The 19,631-nt window shown below is 43.6% G+C and carries 8 protein-coding genes; 3 read left to right on the plus strand and 5 right to left on the minus strand.

The window, feature by feature from the left end; translation table 11 throughout:
- Positions 1–161: 161 nt before the first annotated feature.
- The 5 genes from N7974_RS06860 to N7974_RS06880 form a co-directional block, all read right to left on the minus strand.
- Positions 162–3,491 (minus strand): HYR domain-containing protein, encoded by a 3,330-nt coding sequence (locus N7974_RS06860; RefSeq protein ID WP_262964892.1) that lies wholly within the window; start codon positions 3,489–3,491, stop codon positions 162–164.
- A 9-nt stretch (positions 3,492–3,500) separates the two neighbouring features.
- Entirely contained in the window at positions 3,501–4,259 is a 759-nt protein-coding gene (locus N7974_RS06865; RefSeq protein WP_262964893.1) for a hypothetical protein, read from the minus strand.
- A gap of 189 nt (positions 4,260–4,448) precedes the next feature.
- Complete coding sequence (locus N7974_RS06870) at positions 4,449–6,821, minus strand: hypothetical protein (protein ID WP_262964894.1); 2,373 nt, start codon at positions 6,819–6,821, stop codon at positions 4,449–4,451.
- A 1,227-nt stretch (positions 6,822–8,048) separates the two neighbouring features.
- Positions 8,049–8,183 carry a hypothetical protein gene (locus N7974_RS06875; RefSeq protein ID WP_262964895.1) on the minus strand — a complete coding sequence of 45 codons (135 nt, stop codon included), beginning with the start codon at positions 8,181–8,183 and terminating at the stop codon, positions 8,049–8,051.
- 10 nt (positions 8,184–8,193) lie between these two features.
- The gene (locus tag N7974_RS06880; protein WP_262964896.1) at positions 8,194–9,591 is read right to left on the minus strand and encodes a sigma-54 interaction domain-containing protein; all 1,398 of its coding nucleotides are present in this window, start codon (positions 9,589–9,591) and stop codon (positions 8,194–8,196) included.
- Positions 9,592–10,750: 1,159 nt separating this feature from the next.
- On the opposite strand from N7974_RS06880, the gene N7974_RS06885 reads away from it, so the two are divergent.
- The 3 genes from N7974_RS06885 to N7974_RS06895 form a co-directional block, all read left to right on the plus strand.
- A complete protein-coding gene (locus N7974_RS06885) occupies positions 10,751–13,882 on the plus strand; it encodes a carboxypeptidase regulatory-like domain-containing protein (protein WP_262964897.1) in 3,132 nt (1,043 codons plus the stop codon).
- A gap of 25 nt (positions 13,883–13,907) precedes the next feature.
- Complete coding sequence (locus tag N7974_RS06890; RefSeq protein WP_262964898.1) at positions 13,908–15,125, plus strand: hypothetical protein; 1,218 nt, start codon at positions 13,908–13,910, stop codon at positions 15,123–15,125.
- Between the two features lie 164 nt (positions 15,126–15,289).
- On the plus strand, positions 15,290–19,631 hold a 4,342-nt coding region (locus N7974_RS06895), incomplete at its 3' end, for an Ig-like domain-containing protein (protein ID WP_262964899.1).

The following is a 19,631-nucleotide window of genomic DNA, read 5'->3' on the forward strand; positions in this document are numbered from 1 at the left end:
TTAATGTACTTCAACTTTAATTAAGGTAACGCTGAACAACCCCAGAATGGATGTGTTCAGCGCACGTAAATTTAAAACCGGTTATATTTTTTATTACCTATTTTGCCCAACAAGATCCTTTTATAAACAGACCCTTACAACACTTACGATAGTGTTTTTTATTACCTTACAATCACTCTGATATTTTCTAAAATATTACCTGTAGCCGTTGATCGTAGACTGATTGGTGTTGTAGTACAGGCTTTACCCGATTTTTGAAATGACCGCCAAATACCATTAATTACAGGAACAGTAGCACTCAAAGTATTACTGGCCAGATTAAGTGGAACAGTAGCCGTCGAATACAACTGTATTTGATTATTGGTAGAGTTACTGCTGAAGCCTTCTACCGACCAATCACCAGCTATCGCACTCACCCTTCTGCATTCAGCCTTGGTAACCGAAACAGAAGCTCTGGTTGCAGGCAATGTCTGATTGGCGACAGTCACAGTAAAACTGGCGCTACTGCTATTACCGGCAAGGTCGCTAACTAAACAATTAACGGGGGTGGTTCCAATAGCGAAAGTAGCTCCGGAAGCGGGAGCACAACCAACACTGGCAGGACTGACACCGGAGAAGGTATCAGTGGCAATTGGTGCAGTGTAAGTCACCACTGCGCCGGTTGCACCGGTAGCCGTTTTTGTGATCGCCGCAGGAACACCAATAAAGGTAGGCAGTGTAGTGTCTACTTTTATACCAGGTGTAGTCACTAAGGCTGCCATACCACCAGCACTGGTTGCCGAACAGGAAAATATTTGACCTGCAGACGTGGTATTACCTACCAAAGGTACATCGGTACAACCCAGCTTGGATGAAATAACCGACTGCGTATCAGTCACAGACCAAGCAATAGCGGGTGCCGTTTTATACCATCCGGACGCACCAGGCGCGGCCGGTGTAACCTGATAACTGACTAATGGCGGAGTCTGATCAGCGGCAACATTAACTATAAAGTTGGCGCTACTAGCATTGCCGGCAAGGTCGCTAACCGAACAGTTAACGGGAGTGGACCCGATAGCGAAAGTAGCACCCGAAGCCGGTGCACAACTGACACCTGCAGGACTGACTCCGGACAAGGTATCAGTAGCAGTCGGTGCGGTGTAAGTTACCACTGCGCCGGTTAAACCGGTTGCAGCTTTCGTAATCGCTACCGGAACACCGACAAAAGTTGGCAAAGTAGCGTCTACATTAATAACAGGCGTTATGATGGGGCCGTTAGTACCACCGGCACTGGTTGCCGTACAAGAAAGTGCCTGACCATTAACAGGCACCAAGCTACAACCCACTTTAGATGAAATAGCCGACTCCGCATCAGTCACAGACCAGGCAACACCCGGTGCCGTTTTATACCATCCGGATGCAGGTGCGATAGGTGAAATCTGGTAACTAATCAGGGGCGCTGTCTGATCGGCAACAATCACAGTAAAGCTGGCGCTGCTGCTATTGCCGGCAAGGTCGCTAACCGAACAGTTAACGGGAGTGGACCCGATAGCGAAAGTCGCTCCGGAAGTCGGTGCACAACTGACACCTGCAGGACTGACACCGGACAAGGTATCAGTAGCAGTCGGTGCGGTGTAAGTTACCACTGCGCCGGTTAAACCGGTTGCAGCTTTCGTAATCGCTACCGGAACACCGACAAAAGTTGGCAAAGTAGCGTCTACATTAATAACAGGCGTTATGATGGGGCCGTTAGTACCACCGGCACTGGTTGCCGTACAAGAAAGTGCCTGACCATTAACAGGCACCAAGCTACAACCCACTTTAGATGAAATAGCCGACTCCGCATCAGTCACAGACCAGGCAACACCCGGTGCCGTTTTATACCATCCGGATGCAGGTGCGATAGGTGAAATCTGGTAACTAATCAGGGGCGCTGTCTGATCGGCAACAATCACAGTAAAGCTGGCGCTGCTGCTATTGCCGGCAAGGTCGCTAACTGAACAATTAACGGGAGTCGACCCGACAGCGAAAGTAGCTCCGGAAACCGGAGCACAACTAACACCGGTAGGACTGACACCGGAAAAGGTATCTACGGCAGTCGGTGCCGTGTAAGTTACCACTGCACCGGTCAAACCCGTTGCCGCTTTTGTGATTGCAACCGGAACACCTGCAAATACCGGCGGCAGGGCATCCACTTTCAGTGAGGGGGTGTTTATAGCAAGTGCTGTGCCGCCGGTACTGGTCGCTGCACAAGAAAATACTTGGCCTGCAGCAGTTGTATTACTAACCAATGGTGCATTAGTACAGCCAATCTTGGACGAAATGGCTGATTCTAAATCCGTCACAGACCAGGTTAAGCTCGGTGCAGTCTGATACCATCCGGATAGACCAGGTACTGACGGTGTAATCAAAAAACTGATTTTAGGTGGCGTCGCATCTGTAATCTGACTCTTGAGCAAAAATGCATGACGCTCACCATTAACCATACCCACACCGGTAATATATCTGCTGTCTTCACTAATGGCTTGCGCCTCCATTAGTGTCCATCCGCTGGCAGGGTCAATCAAGGTATTGAGATCCTGAAGGCCCAAGCCACTTTGCCATAGAAAAGCTTTCTGAACGGCATTATTGGCAGTAGTAGAAACACCAACCACATCGCTATTACTGCTAATACCATGCGCTTCACTAAAAGTACCACCTAAGGTGCCCAAATCTTTCATCTGTGGAAACTGATTAGGTTGCCACAAAAAAGCATGTTGGGCAGCATCCAATACGGTTGTCGCGCTACCCGCTACCTCGCCGAGTGCATTAATGCCATAAGCTGCACTATGGCTACCACCTAAAGTACCTAAGTCTTTTTTGATGCCGCTGGACCACAAGACAGCATGAGTCGCTTTGTTACCGGTTAACGATGAAAAACCGGCTACCTCGCCGGTCGCGTTAATAACGCTGCCGGAGCTGTTACCGGTGCCATCAAGAGTGCCCAAATCCGTTATTACTCCGGTATTCTGCCAAATAACTGCATGCTCGGTTCCAACAGAAGTAGACGAAAAGCCCGTAGCCTGCCCCCTGTCATTAATCGAAAAGGCCCGGCTATTCCCGGAAGCAACCAGTGCTTTGAGGTCCTTTAGTGCAACCAGTGGCGGCGCTGCACCACCATCCCATTGAAACGCATGATAAACCGTATCCCCTAAAAGCGCAGCGGAACCAACTACCTGTCCCAGGTTATTAATGCTATAGGCTTGACTATAACTTCCACCCAAACTGTCGAGATCTTGCGGTAAGGATAGAGCTTGGCCAACGATAGCGTGTTCAGATGTATTACCGACAAGATGCGAAAAACCACTGACCAGTCCGCTGTTATTGACACCCAAACCTATACTGTAGGTACCTCCCAAGCTGCCAAGGTCGGAAACACTATATTGGGGCGCGGCATTGGCCAGGGCAAAAGGTAAGCAGGTTCCGAGACAAACCGTCCATAAAAAATTGTTTTGTGCATATTTAGTTTTCATCTATTTTCCTTAGAAAGCGGCCAAGGGCACAAAAGAGAAATGGTCAGCAATCCAGGCGCGCGCTTCTGTTGTAGAGCCGATTTCACCCGAGGTAATGATGGTGACATCGGTAAAGCCTGCAGCGTCTTGTACTCCAGTGAAGATGGGTATACCCCCTGTTAGCGTCTGTACCTGAGTTGTTTGACGATTAACGAGAAACTGAATGCTACTAACCGATGGTGCGCCTGCCTGGCCGGCATCGACCAAGAGTCCGAATTGCGCCACACGTTGTTTGAAATGAACATTGACCACCCGACCGCTAGTATCACCTGGAATAATTTGGCCGACAGCATTAGTAGTCGAAGAAAGAAAGTTTGCTCCCTGAGTTTCAAGAAACAGTGGTTTCAAGGTTTTACTTAACGGAAAGACCGGAATATTTGAAGGTATGTTGTAGGTGTAAAAATCGGCATTACGAAACTGAATTGCACCGTTACCGCAATTAACAGGGGTAATATTAAGATCACCCGCCACGAAACACGCAGTTAATTTAGGCGTACTTGTATTCAAATTCAAATCAGTTTGGAGAGCACTCTGCGCTTGTGCGACAGTCAAACCCGCCTTAAGAGTCTTTGCGTTATCCACAATAAACATGGAATAGGTCGTTGCCCCATTCCCCATTGCGGAAATCAACTTCGGTGTTGCCTGCGTCTGAGAACTTAGCCCGGCGCATATGACCGCCAGAGTAATTAGTTTTAATTTTTTCATGCTTATTTCCTTATGAGTGTTCATTCGAGTCTAATAATCTTGGTATGAGTAGATCATTCTGCAGGGGTTGGCATTAAGTAATTTGGTTAAAGTTTCTTCAGTATTTATTACATCTACCCTTAAAGCATCTGCCTCCCAAACCGTTTAAACTGTCCCACCGGCCTCTTTCGAATACCGGTGGGAAAGCTTTACGGCATAGAAATCCGCGATTACTTATTTAGCCACTGTAACTCCGGCGGCCAATCCGCCATTCGAGGTCTTACATCTCAAGGCGCCATTATTAATACCTACAGGAGCAGTTCCCACTGATGCCAGTTGAAAATTGCCGGTATTATCAACCGGAACGGTACCGATCAACGTCGCACTGGTTGGAGCCGCGCCAGTACCCGTCCAGCAGGTGGCGTCCGTTTGTGTCAGATTGGCACCGAACCAGCTTGTTGTGCCGACGACAACCCACTTTCCTGATGCTATCGTGTATCTTGCGCTGGTCACACGAACTGCTTCCGCAGCGGAAAAGTTGGTAATATCCACTCTTACCGTATTGGACGTCAGAGCCGGAGTAGAAGAGTTATTCACCGTGTAATCAAAGAAATCTGCACCACCCGACGTTGCTGTGGCTGTTTTCGTTACATAAGTGATTTGGCCTGACGCAAGTTTGACCAAATTACCTTTGGTAGGTTGGGTCACAATAGTCAAGCTGGCAGGATTGATTACATCAAGCGCATTGGCAGAAGCCCGTTTATCATTACCCAATATTGTCATCGTTTTGGTTCTGGCGGCCACAGTTCCGGCGTAACTCGCCGCGAACTGATCCGCAACAGCCGTAGGCGCAGTTGGATTAAAAGCAATCGTCAAATTGCCGGTAGCTACGTTGGAAACCGGTGCATTATTAGCTGCTTGCCGGACAAACTTGAAGCTGTCGGTACCGACTATAGCGCTTGCATTAGGGGTAAAAATCCAATCACTGTTAACGAAAGCGATCATTCCGTTTGCCGGTTGCTTAATAATCAACGCGTCAACTGGCAGAGCACCCGTTAGTGCAGTTGATCCACCCGTACTTACAGTAAGCCCGGGGGCTGCAATATTTGTTGCAACCGGTGGATTCGCCGGATTTTGCGGAGCGCCGTTAATGCTTAACAAATGATCAGCATGAAAACCTGCTTCAGTAGACAATACCGAAATACTTTCAGGTGGTTCTATCGTATCCGGCAAAGAACCCGTGAAACAGACGCTAACCGGATTGGTGACCGTAGCAGGACATTGCGCTTGCGTCATTGCCGTAGTTATTGCAGGTGGAGTAACCGGCACATTAGCTATTACGTCAGTTAAACCTTCTACCACCAAACCTGGATTAGTAACTTCATCTGAGGAATGCGCTACAATTAAAATTTGACGTGTTGTGGTCTCAAAACTCGCCTGACTGATTTCCACACCATCTTTGAGCCCCATCGATACACTATTCACCGGGTTACTGCTCAGATTGGTCACGGTAATTTGCGGAGGAACTGCTTGTGTCGAAGGATACTCGATATGACCATGATATTTACCGGCCACTTTACCGCTTGGGAACAGTTGTAGACTTGGCATACCCTCACCCGTGACGATTAATCTTTGGTCGGGCGTTGACGTTGCCCAAACATCAACACCGTTGATGCCCGACTTACGAACTTTATAAGCTGCATCGACTTTCAACGCCTGAGCAATCGGTGCAGTCCATTTCTGACCGAGAACATTACCCAAGGATTCCTCAATAAAATCGTTACCTAACCCATCCAAGTTAGATCCAACCGGCCCCTGTATTCGAATAAAATTGGTGCCGAACGGACTGCCGGTAAAGGTATGTGGAACAGTGGGATCACCGACAAATTCTTCTGCACCGGAAACCAGCGGAAGATCCGTATCCCATTTAATAAAGGGACCTAACGGCCCTGCCAACGCACCGTCAAATCCAGTTCCCAGAGGAACATCCACGGTGAAGAAATTAGCAGCTTGTGAGCCTTGCAGATTGGACTTGGTGGTCGCCTGCACATTTTCAAAAGTATGAACGCCGAAGGGATGCGTTATCGTGTAGGTACCGTTTTTATTGACATCGTTAAAATTGAAGGTGATCCTAATCCGGGCAAACACAGTTTCATCGCCACGCTTGGGCGTTGGACCTGGTAAATAAGATGCCTCCAAAGCGCCAAGATAGCGATATTCAAAATCCGATCCCGTGGCTGTATTCTTAAACTCAACCAAGCTGTAAAAGGCCTCATCACCAATATTTCCCACAAACCCGGCCGGATTGGTAGCCAAAGGAAAACAGAAGGCTGATGTTGATGTACACAAGCCCAGTGCCAATCCTTCAGTATCACGATACCACTGCGGGAAAGTGATAACTGAATCAGATGGCCCATGATCCAGTAGTACCGCTGAGGCCATACCGCTAGCCAGCATGGAACCTGCCAATGCAAATTGAATGGCGCGACGCAAGGTAACCTTGTTTAAATGGACATTGAATCTTTGGATCAGGTTATCTTTATTTTCAACTGTATGTATATCAAAGTTCGCTGTATCTAGCGCATCTACAACTTGTGTTTGTTTCATGTTGACACCTTCATTAAATCAGGATTTTGAATCAGAGAAATAACTTTAATAAGTCATATAATTTAGCCATGCTTCCTATATTTAGGTGCATCATTCCTGCCAAATCGAGGTTAAGTCTATTAAATTAGATTTGACAAAATGATGGCTAAATTTTATTTAGCAAATGCTGTGCCAATGAATACAAGAAATAAGGAAATTACAGTTGGGATGAAGCCAAAATTTGGGAAGAGTTATGCAGTCCCGCTTCCAATACACGCGCAATAAAGCAACCTCGCTTCTCTTATTGCGGGGCACTCCATTCGGCTTAAAGGTCGAGGTTTAAAACAACAAGGGAGATTGATCAATTGATTTTCAAGCGATAGTGTTTCAGAAATTAACTTTCCAAATCTAACAGTTAAAGTCTTTTAAAATCAATGTAGTTTGGTACGATAATTGGAAGTTATTTATCTGAAAGATGTTATTTTAACGATGACGTGATGAGAACTGGAGATGTAAAAACAGAAAATAACTGTACTGTTTTTGATACAGAAGAAAAGGAAAATTTAACTGGCGTGGGCAAAATTAGAAAGCCACTGAACGATGTGAATTACGGCTTTTACTTTTTTAAATGCACCCTAAAATTCCGGTGCCTTTAATGATTAGTAGGATTTCGCCCACAGAAAGAGAATAGCTTTAAGAAATTTGTCCCTAAACTAAATGGTCAGATAACTAAAATTGTTATTACTGTGCTGTATTTTAAAAACTGTAACATAAATGTTACAGTTTTAAAGAGATTGTTCGCTTATTAATGCTGCAAACCTTTTGAGGATTATCTTTCCTGTCAATTATCAGAAAACATTAATTGTGTATTTTTTTTGATACATCTATCTCAACGTCTTATTATTTTAACAAGCAATGGATTGTTTTTTACATACTCTAAAATCTGTAGCAATTTTTGGTTTTTCAGTAATTATAAAATTAATTTTTACAGCTTTGAACTTTTTCTAACTTACCTGGAATTAATAAGTCAGGAAACAAAAATACTTTTTTAATTTTATCAGGTGCTGCATTTAATTAAAAACCCTGCAATCTTTAAATCCTTGCCAATATTTCTTAAGCAGGATGTTAGCATAACTAAATTTAATTATCACGACAAATTTAAGCGCCTTATAAAAAATGGCAGCTTGTCCACAAGAATTAGGACAGAAAACAAGTCATCGCAGGTTTTTGTATAAAAAAAACATATCCTCAAGTACTCCCAAGATACCTGACGGAAAAAGTAAAAAGCCGGGTAGAGGCATTATCCAAAACGATAATTCGCCCTACATTCCAGGTTCCGGTAAACGTACTATTACCTGAAATAAAAACTTTATTTTTACGCATAGACAGGATTTTAAAAATCCAGATTATCTATAGCATACTTATTCATCAACCGGTAGAGGCTTACACGCGAAATACCCAGCAATTGGGCAGAGCGACTAATGTTATTGTGGGTATGGCGGAGACTTGCAAAAATTAACGCACGATCGGTAATTGCCCGACCCTGCTCAAGGGTCTGTAACGTGCGATCTTTATGACGCTTCTCCAGACCTAGATCAGCTGGGGTAAGTAGACGATTTTCGGACAATACAATAGCATGACGAATAACATTCATTAATTGCCTGACATTACCAGGCCACTCGTAATTTTTTAATAGAAAAAGAGAATCCGAATTAAATCCTGTCGACTTGTAAACTCCACTCGCAGAAAATTTATTAAAATAATAATAAGCAAGCAGTTCTATGTCATTTTCTCTCATTCGTAATGATGGCGTTTTTATTTGCAATACTTGAAGACGGTAATAAAGATCTTCCCTGAAGGTTCCGTTTAGTACCGCTGCTTTTAAATCTACATGGGTTGCAGCAATTACCCTCACATCAATAGCAATTTTCTCTGACCCGCCAATACGCTCAATTGTTCTGTCCTCAAGAAAACGTAACAGATTAATTTGTTGTTCAAAAGGCAAATCGCCTATCTCATCCAAAAACAGGGTTCCACCCTGCGCTGATTCAATACGGCCAATTTTACATCGCTGTGCTCCGGTAAATGCGCCTTTTTCATAACCAAATAACTCTGCCTGAATTAAATCTTTTGGAAATGCACCACAGTTTATTGCAACAAGCGGATATCCGGAGCGGCTGGAATTATTATGAATGGCGTTAGCAACCAACTCCTTTCCGGTTCCAGTTTCACCTTCGATGAGAACAGAACAGTCTTCTTTAGAAACTTTTTGAAGCCGGCTAAACAAATTGACCATCAATGAACTATTGCCAATAATGCCAAAGCAGGAGGGATAGCTATTGATTTGTTTTTCGACAGGCAGATCAATTTTATTTATATCATAGGCATGACCCAAATTAATTAACAAGTCGTCAATATCAACTGATAAAGTTGTGTCATCGTAGCAATATTTATCTATTAATTTACTGGAATTAAAATCAGGTATTATTGGCGCTTGGCACTCTTTATGTGTACCCATTATCCAATTAATAGGTACATCTGAATTAAATAATAAATGTAACTCGGTCAGCAGCGTCTCATTTGTGTAATTATCAATCAAACAGTTGTCGCCGCACACCTTGTCGCTCAAATACAAGCCTACCGTGAACTTATGCTTATATAATAACTGAGTCACTTGCTCCAGATCATTGGCAACATACACGTCCCAATTGTGCACCAATAATTGATTAATAATTTGATTTCCAAATATCAACGGCTGAAAAACAATCAAGTTTCGAGTTGCGACAGTCATAAGCCAATAAACTCCTTATCACGCATTAAATTACCTTAGATTTATACTATTCTTATGTAGCTGTTCATTCATTTATAGGCTTGACTAAAGTTATCATCGCAAAAACTGTGCATTTTTTACCTCTATAGATTCTCAAATAAATAGTTTCGACGCTAACAAATAACATCCCTCGAAGAGATAATGTATTTATAGTCATAAAACGAAAATTTAACTTACGTGTAAAGCATAGCTTACAAAGTAACATTCAACTCATAAGTGCCACCAATAATTATCGGATTTACAGAAGATTATCTGATGAGAAAGCCTAAGAAAGCTATAAAAAAGTGAACTTTATCCTCTTGCAACCCGGAAATTTATACGATGATCGGTAAAAATATCTGGACACCTTAGGTTCTGTTGACGTTTCAAAAATAATAAATAAATGGGTTATCTTCATACGGTTAATTAATAGTGCCATCCAGATAATATACCGTCATTCTTGGCCTCTAAATAACAGCTGTCATTACCGGAATTTCATTGAAAATAATTTTATTGCAAATCATCTAACTGAAAGTATAGCTTAAATTTTTGGACAAAACATAAACAAGACATAGACAGATTAGCAGAAAAATTTCAGTAAAAAATATTAAGTATAGGGCTTTAATTAACATCTTCGACAATCAGCATGAATGATTTTTAAATATGTAAAGTGGACTAAGGTGGAGCTTATTTATTGCAATTTAACTAGATTTTGCTGATGTTTTGTCTAAAAATTTAAGCTATGCTTTTCAAGTAGAAAATTTATAATAAAATTGTTTTCGATGAAATTCCGGCAATGATAGCCGTTATTTACAAGTCAAGAATCACGGCGTATTATCTGGATGGCACTATTCATTAACTGTATGAAGATAACCCATTGATTTATTGATTTTAAAACGTTAATAGAACCTAACCTAAAAGCTATGGCCAAAATAATTTTGGTTACATAAAAATCGTAGTCTTATTTACATTTTTCTATGCCGTTCGTGATTACGGATGACTTGACCGTCATTAAAAAATTAAGGAGCAAGGAATGTTAGTGATCCAGCGCTTGCCCAATTTCTTGCGGAGCGTTAAATTTAAAAGTAGGTATCATTCTCAAAACAGAAAACAAGAATCGAAGTCGGCAAGACTGCCAATAATGATGTTCTTGTTACTTGCTCTATTGATTGCTAATTACCACGAGGTATTAGCGGCAACTATCAGTAACTGGGAGGTTGTGCCTGACAGTCAAATTACTGTCAAATTGATTAAGCAGATTCACGGTCACCGCAGTAAAGATAACACGGTAGTCATAAAGCTCAGTAACGTTAGTGGTAAAGCTCTGGCAGGACCGTTCCGGCTGATTATCACTGGCTTATCTCTGAAAGCCAAAACCAAAGTCAGTATCAGCAATGCCACAGGTAAAATAGCTACCGGAGAGCCTTATTATGATCTTACCGGCTATATCGGTACCAACTTCTCGTCCGCAGGAACTGGCATTGTTACTGTCATTATCAAAGGTGACAACAGTAAAGGTAGCGACCACAAAACCTTCCGATTTAAAACCCGCGTTGAACGGCAAATCACTAAAACCCAGGCACTGGTTATCAAAATTACCAGTCCGGCAACGTTGCTTACCGTTGGTAGTACACCACAAATTATTAAAGGGTCGGTTTCCGACCCTGATGCCCGGATAACCCTCAATGGCGCGCCGGTCAGCAATAACAATGGCAGCTTTGAGGCTGCTGTTACCCTGAATGAAGGCCACAATACCATCGCTGCCCGTGCGACTGATGCACAAGGACAAGACGTCACCGATATTATTTCCCTTTCGTTAGACATGACGCCGCCTTATCTTACCGTTGAATCGCCGAAAGACGGAGATACGGTGCGCAGTAATAAAATTGCCGTATCGGGTTTGATTAACGATATCGTCAGAGGCACTGTCGCTGAAGGTCAGGCCCTTGTCACCGTTAACGGTAAAGCCGCCAGTATCTCCAATCGTAGCTATCTGGTGGAAGATATTACTCTCAACGAGGGCGATAACATCCTCAAAATAGACGGCGCTGACAATGTCGGCAATACCAGCAGTATTAGTATCAAAGTTAACTATCTGCCACTGGCACCACAGCATATAGAAATACTTAGCGGACAAAATCAAACTGCAAAAATCAATGCCATCTTGGCCGCACCGTTAAAAATCAAATTGCTGGATGAAAAAAATCAGCCTGTTGCCGGCAAACCGGTAATTTTTCGCGTTACCGAGGGTGATGGTATGGTCGGTGTCGACACCCAGGATCAGGGCACACTGGTACAATCCGATGCACAAGGCATCGCTGCAACCCCTTTTAAACTCGGCACTCGTGCGGGAACCGGTAACCAACGAGTTAGAGCTACGTCAACAGGTTTCGATGGCGAAGTGCTATTCCATGCATCAGCGACCGTCGGTACCGGCAATAAAGTCACCGTCAACAGCGGCAACAATCAGCGAGGAGCCATCAGCCAACCGTTGCCACAACCTTTTGTGGTGGCAGTCGTTGATGAAGGTGCTAATGTTGTACCCGGCGCTCAAGTCGAATTTAAAGTGACCCAAGGCACCGGGAAATTCCAAAATAACCAGGTATCTGTTACCAACACTACCGATAGCGATGGCCGTGCTACTGCAGAACTGACCTTGGGTGCTGAAGAAGGCCTGGATGTCCATCGTGTTACCGCCACACTGGTCGGCACCGAACTTTATGCCGGTTTTACCGCTTCAGCGCTTAAAGCAGGCCCAGCCGGACAAACCAGCATCACTGGCGTAGTTCTTGATAATCAGGATAATCCATTACCTAACGTTACCATACGTGTTGATGGCACCACTCGCGAAGCACAATCAAATGCGCAAGGTCAATTTAAAATAACCGAAGCACCAGTCGGTTCAGTCCGACTTATTGCCGATAGCAGCACCATCACTTCGGAAGGCGAATGGTCGACGCTGGCCTTTAACCTGGTTACCATAGCCGGTGCCGATAACCCGTTAGCTGCGCCAATTTATCTGGTCAAACTGGATACCATCAATGCCAAACAAGTCGGCGATCAGGATGTTACCCTGACTTTACCTGATGTACCGGGCTTCGCTCTCGAAGTTAAAAAAGGTTCTGTGACCTTCCCGGATGGTAAAAAAACCGGCCAGTTATCGGTGACACCAGTCAATGCCTCTAAGATACCCATGGCACCACCCAATGGCATGCAGCCACAATTTATCGTCACCATTCAACCGATCGGTGCAAAATTTGACCCACCGGCCAAACTCAGCCTGCCCAATGTTGACGGCCATAAACCAGGTGCCCAAGTCGAAATGTACTCCTACGACCATGATCTGGAAGAGTTCGTGTCCATAGGATTGGGAACGGTTAACGCCGAAGGTAGTGTGATAACCAGTAATCAGGGTGTGGGTGTTATTAAGGCAGGCTGGCATTGTGGGAGCCAGCCGACAGGAAGTGGTTGTTGTTCGAGTCCGGGTGAATGTCAAACGACATCCGCGAATTGCCAGATTGTTAATTTACCGAAAATAGCTGATGTTAAAGGCGATTGTCAGTTACCAAAGGATTGTAAGTCTTCACAGCCTGATAATTCAGATTTACCCGCTGATATTTCTGGTGACTGTAAAAAACCTGGCTGTCCAAAACCAATAGCCGATATCTTAGATAAACCTTCTGAAATATGTAAAGAATGTATGGGAGATGGATTAATTGGAAATAAAGCTGACGGCAAGCTACCTGATTCGACAAGCCAATGTTGCTTTCAAGGAGAATCAGTTTCAAAAACCGGTCTTGATTATTCTGTTCTCCAAGCTAAATGTCCTCAGAAAGTGCAATATAAAGCCAAAAATCATGAAATTGATGGATGCTCAAACTCGCCTGATGATTTGGAAAGTTGGGATAATTTACCTTTCGCAACTAATTATAATCTTTATGTTACCAATCCCATTTGGGGCACTGTATTAGGCAGTATTTCCAATGAGGTGGCAGCCAACCAAACGCTGCCATGCAATATTCATGATATATGTTACCAATCATGTAACTCAGACCAAGCAACTTGTGATAATGCTCTTGGTGATGGAGTGACAGCTAGTTGTGATATTGGATATCCATTTCCTTGTTCTCGTGCTGATGCATTAGAATGCGTAGAGTATGATGAAGAATACAATAGCTGTAGATCCATTGGCCCTGAATATACTAATGCGGTAGCTAACTTTGGAGGTACGGCTTATAAAGATCGGCAAACTCAGTATTGTGAGTGCTGTTAGGTTGAATAATATATTTGAGATTTGTATGAAGCCAAGTATCCATGTAATCATTGTCATTATTTTCTTTTATATGTCCATCACAGAGGTGATTGCCGATAAATCTGAACAGATTGTAATTGAGTATGAACATAACATAGACCAACAAGTCGTTAGCGTATTTCCGGCTGATAAGAACGAACACAGCATTATTTTTTTGTATAAAAAGTATTTAGAACAGCGAAAGTCCAAGGTAAATATTGAGCGTAGTAAAACTATTGTTTATGAAATTCGTAATAATCAAAATACTAAGGTCGTGCCATTTCTTACGTTTGATTTTTCAGATTCACATTTCATCGGCAAAATTTTAAAAGTTGCTGATGGTTATTGGATTCCAGTCACTCATAGCACTAAACAAGTTCAGATATTTTTATATAGATCAAGCGATCAGACCGTTAAATCAATCGATTTACCAGCTTTTTCAAATAAAAATGGCGTCGTTCGTCAGCTATTTCATATTAAGGATGGTTATCTTGCAGTTATTGCTTTTGGAGATACCATAAAACTGGTTTATCAGGCTTACGATACATCAATACAGACAGTCATTGATATCAATAGTGAAAAACGGCGTATTGTAAGTGTTAATGATATTAGCGAATTTAATGGTCGAATTTACATAATTAGTTCGGCATTAAAAAGCATTGATCAAGCCAGTAATTCAATTTGGCTATTTAGCTTTGATAACCGTTTTTCCAAAGAAAGTATGCAGTCATTGGCAATAAAATTGCCAATGACTGGATATCAACAAGCAGAATTTATCTCGACTACACACAATTACCCTTCATTGCAGGTATTAACTCGCACTAAAAAATATGTGCCACCAACAGTACATATATTTAAGATTGAAGATAAAATAAAAAAAATTTGGCAGCTGGATTTATCTGAAATAGAGGGTAATCACGATGCACAAGTCGCAGGTATTTGTTCTGATAAGTATCTTTTTGTGCGAAAAGTAAAAGCTAACAACACGATTTTTAATTCTGTTGAATATAAAATAATAAGCTTAGCTGGAAAAGAAATACGAACATGGAAAGAACAAATGGTAATTAACGGTTCCCTACTTAATGTCGGTATTTTTCCGATAACCGATTATTTTTTTACGGTTAGCAATTTTAGTAAAACTGAAGAGGTTAGGCGTCAAGATGGCTGGTACAGTTGGTTAGGTTTTCGCGTTGATAAAACTGATATTCGAAAAGACTGTGATTAAAGCCGTCAAGCATATTTACGGCAGCAATCCTCGATGATTAAAATGATGACTACCAACAATTTAATGGCATACAGTCCGTTTAGACCTTAACCACTATCATTGAAAACTTTAAAAAACCTTAGGCACACACAATCAGGTAATTAAGATTTAAGGAAATCAAGATAATGAAACTACCGTCAAGTAAATTTCTTTATAGGGTTATTCTTATTCTGGGTATTACCTTAAACGGGCCAGCGCAAAGTACCACCATTCTTGATGAAAACTGTGTTGTCAACATTCTTAATCGCACGGTTCAGGTGAATAAGGATGGTAGCTGGACTATGCCTAATGTGCCTTCACAGATGGGACGGGTTCGTGCACGGGCAACCTGTATCAAGTTGGGAGAAACTTTTTCCGGTGAAAGTGACTACTTTACTATCGTTCAAAATGGCGTTGCCCAGGTTCCGGAAATTATCTTCCAAAATATCGAACCCATACCCGTCAGCTTACAAGTGACCGAACCTGTCATTGAAACCCTGTCCAGCAAAGGTGCAACTGCTCAGCTTAAAGTGCTGGCAACTTACCGGGATGGCAGCAAACGTGATGTGACGGCCTCGACTAATGGCACTAATTACACCTCCAGTAACCCCGCTATTGCCATGGTTAATGCTGAAGGCTTGACCACTGGTATAGCCAGCGGTAGTGTGCTGATTACCGCAAGAAAAGATGAAGTGGTCGCATTTAAGCGCATCACCCTATCGACTAGCGGTGATAGCGATGGCGATGGTCTGCCCGACGATTTTGAATTGGCAAACGGCTTGAACCCTAATGATCCTTTGGATGCACAAGAAGACTTCGACCAGGATGGCTTAACCAACCAACAGGAATACCAGCTGGGTACGGGTATCAGAGTTGCCGATAGCGATAGCGACGATATAAGTGACGGCAACGAAGTAAATGGTACTCTCGGCTATAAAACCGATCCACTAAAAATCGATACTGATGATGATGGTGTCAGTGATCGGGACGAAATTGTGGCAGGTTATAATCCAACCGACAAAGCCGATGGCGGTGGGCGTAGTTTTATCGAGTTGGTGGTAAGCCCGAATAATCCAAGTATGACTTTTAATACGGTTTATAACGAAGCTAATCTTCAGGTTAAGGTATCGGGTAAACGTAACGATGGCAGTTTGGTCGACTTGACCAGTCGTTCCACAGGTACCTCTTACAGCTCAAGTAATCTAAGTGTCCTTAATTTTGGTGGCAAAGACGGCTTGGTGTTTGCCGGTCAGGCAGGCACCGCCAACCTGACGGTTAAAAATGCCGGATTGGAAAAAACCGTAAGCGTCACCATTGGTACCTTTAGCCCTATTGCATTATCTTCCATCACGATTCCCGGCTATGCCAATAATGTTGATGTATCGGGTGATTATGCTTATGTAGCGGCAGGCAGCAAAGGTTTACAAATTATTAATGTCTCCAACCGTGCTGCTCCTGTTATCATCGGCAGCCTCGATACGGCAGGAACAGCAATAGATGTCCGTGTAGTTGGCAACATCGCTTACCTGGCTGATGGCGACCATGGTTTACAGATTATTGATGTGACAAATCCCACAACACCAAGTCTATTGGCCTCTTATGATACGGCAGGTATTGCTCAGGACGTAAAAGTCGACAACCAGTTTGCCTATATTGCCGATGGCAATAGCGGTCTTGAAATTGTCGATGTCCGTAAACCTGCCCACCCATTATCAGCAGGCTCCATAACCGGTTTGGGTGAAGCGAGGGGCGTGGATGCACAAGACAATAATGTCGTTGTGGTGGCAGGAAGCTCCATTTACGTCATTGATGTGACCGATAAAATAAATCCGGTTGCAGAAGGCAGCTTGGGTATTGGACCCGTTAAGGATGTAGCTCTGAAGGATAATTATGCTTATGTGGTTGCATATACATCAGGATGGAAAGTAGTCGATATTACCGATCCAAACCAACCAGCTATAGTTGGGGGCGATTCCAGTTTTGCACCACGTGATATTGAATTAACCGATGGCTTTGCCTTTGCTGCTGAACAACTATTTCCAAACGTAGTCGCTTATGTCAATATCGAAGACCCTGCGAATGCAGTATTTCAGGGTACTATCGACTTATCTCGCTTGGGGGATTATGCAGGAACCGGGATTGCACTGGATAGTAATTTTGTTTATATCACTGAAGAGTCATACGTTGTTAGTCAAAATTATGGAACTGATGGCAATACCCGCTTATTTATTGCGCAATACCGCCTGACCGAAGATAAAGGCGAAGTTGCGCCTACCATTACCATGATTGATCCTGCTCAGGACACCGTAACTATTGAAGGCAAAAAAATAACCGCGACAGCTACCGCTGATGACGATATCGGCGTTAAGTCAGTATCTTTTATGGTTAACGGTGAAGTGGTTTACACCGATACTTCACGGCCCTACCAATATCCGGTTACCATACCGTTTGGAACCTTAGGCAGCAAGATTACCGTTGCCGCCAAAGCCACCGACTTTGGTGGCAATATTGCAACAACACCCGTTTCAACCCTGTTTGTTCAGGCTGACACGGATCGTGACGGCTTGAGTGATGAGCAAGAAAAACTCTATACAGCCAATCCAACCAATCCGGATACGGATGGCGACAGTATCAAGGATGGCGATGAAGTCGATATGGGTACCAGTCCTATTGATGTCGACTCGGATCATGACGGCATAGAAGATGGCATCGAACTGCAAAACGGCACTGACCCACTCAACCCTGATATCACGCCGCCGACGGTAACAGCAACTTCACCCGTTAACGAAGCTGTCGATATACCAGAAAATAATCCGGTTATCATTACCCTCAATGAACCCTTGTCAGCAAAATTAATAGCCACCAATTCTATTATAATTTATCAGGGATTACTGGAGGGTGCTGCTATCGTTCCCGGCAAAGTTCGCTTGTCTGGCGATGGCCTGCAACTGATTTTTACACCCGATGATATTTTGGCAGACTATACAGAGTATAAAGTGGTTGTTGACGGTATCCGTGACCGCGCCGGTAACCCGATTGCAACACCTTATTCTTTTCACTACAAAACCGGTAATACCATAGATACCAAGTCACCAACTGTTATTGGCACAGATCCAGGTACCAATAGTACTAATGTACCAGTCAATACAGTAATTGGGATTCATTTTAGTGAGCCTGTCAATGCCGATACCGTAACTGATCAAAGCCTACTGCTTTACGATAGCGTTACCGGAAAATATGTATCGGGGGCTATTAATTTAAGTGGGGACGCCCAAAGCTTGAATTTTATTCCTAATGTCGGACTTGCGGTAGGTCGTCAGTATAGTATTTATCTAACCAATTCCATCAAGGATTTGTTCAGTAATTCGTTAATTTCGGGTTATTACTACTTCACCACCTCATTTGACAAGGATACAACCGGCCCTCATATTGTTGGTTTTAGTATTGCAGCCGATCAACTGGCGGCGCCGACCAACGTACAACTACAAGTGCAATTTGATGAAGCGATCAGTGGCTTAAGCCTTGATGGCGTTGAGCTACGCAAAAATGCCGAAGTGATTACGACAGTACGTGAACTCAATGCTGACCACAAAATCCTGACCCTAAAACTAACGCAGCCGCTATTGGCCAACACCTCTTACACCGTCCATGTAGAAGGCGTTGAAGACTTGAGCGGCAACGTGCTGGCCAGCGCTATGGCGCGTAATTTCACTACCGGCGCCGGAGCCGGAGCCGATGTAGCCTCAAGCAGCGTGGTGCAAACCAGTCCGGCCAATGCCACCGGTAATGTCGGAGTAAACACGAAAGTAGTCGTTGCCTTTGCAGAAAGGTTAAATTCGCTGACCGTCAATCCGGAAACGATTGCCTTGTATGACACGGTTACCGGTCAGCATTTGGCAACGACAGCCGTATTTAGTGACGATGGTAAAACAGTTACGCTAACGCCGACAGCAACTTTACTTGCCAACCGGCGGTACTCTGTTTATATCTCGATATTTGCGCCTTTGTATGATCAGGCCGGAAACCGGATTAACAGTAGCACTATTACGTATTTTACAACCGGCAATGTCACCGATCTGGAAAGTCCGGTTATTGTCGGTCAAAATATTGTCGATGGGGCGATTGATCTGGCCGTTAACAGCAAATTGCGCTTTGTCATGGATGAAGCCGTCAGTAATTTTAGTACCGCCAACAGCGTAAGCATACAAGCCAACGGTGTGGAGGTGTCTGGTACTGTCACGCTCGGCAGTGACAATCGTACGCTCACCTTTACGCCAACAACCGCGTTAACGATCAATACCGACTATACCGTTATTGTTGATGGCCTTTATGACTCCGTCGGCAACAAAATAACCGCCATCACCAGTCACTTTACTACCGGCAGCATTAGCTCTGCCGATACCACAGCACCGACGGTCAGCATCACCCCCGCTAACGCCGTGACCGGTGTCAATGTTAATACACCGATTACCTTTACTTTCAACGAAG

This window comes from Methylobacter psychrophilus (assembly GCF_025583945.1).
Lineage (GTDB): Bacteria > Pseudomonadota > Gammaproteobacteria > Methylococcales > Methylomonadaceae > Methylobacter_C > Methylobacter_C psychrophilus.

Coding starts and splice junctions, on each gene's coding strand:
- N7974_RS06860 (WP_262964892.1), bottom strand. CDS start 3,491: ATGAAAACTAAATATGCACAAAACAATTTTTTATGGACGGTTTGTCTC.
- N7974_RS06870 (WP_262964894.1), bottom strand. CDS start 6,821: ATGAAACAAACACAAGTTGTAGATGCGCTAGATACAGCGAACTTTGAT.
- N7974_RS06885 (WP_262964897.1), top strand. CDS start 10,751: ATGATGTTCTTGTTACTTGCTCTATTGATTGCTAATTACCACGAGGTA.
- N7974_RS06880 (WP_262964896.1), bottom strand. CDS start 9,591: ATGACTGTCGCAACTCGAAACTTGATTGTTTTTCAGCCGTTGATATTT.
- N7974_RS06865 (WP_262964893.1), bottom strand. CDS start 4,259: ATGAACACTCATAAGGAAATAAGCATGAAAAAATTAAAACTAATTACT.
- N7974_RS06875 (WP_262964895.1), bottom strand. CDS start 8,183: ATGCGTAAAAATAAAGTTTTTATTTCAGGTAATAGTACGTTTACCGGA.
- N7974_RS06890 (WP_262964898.1), top strand. CDS start 13,908: ATGAAGCCAAGTATCCATGTAATCATTGTCATTATTTTCTTTTATATG.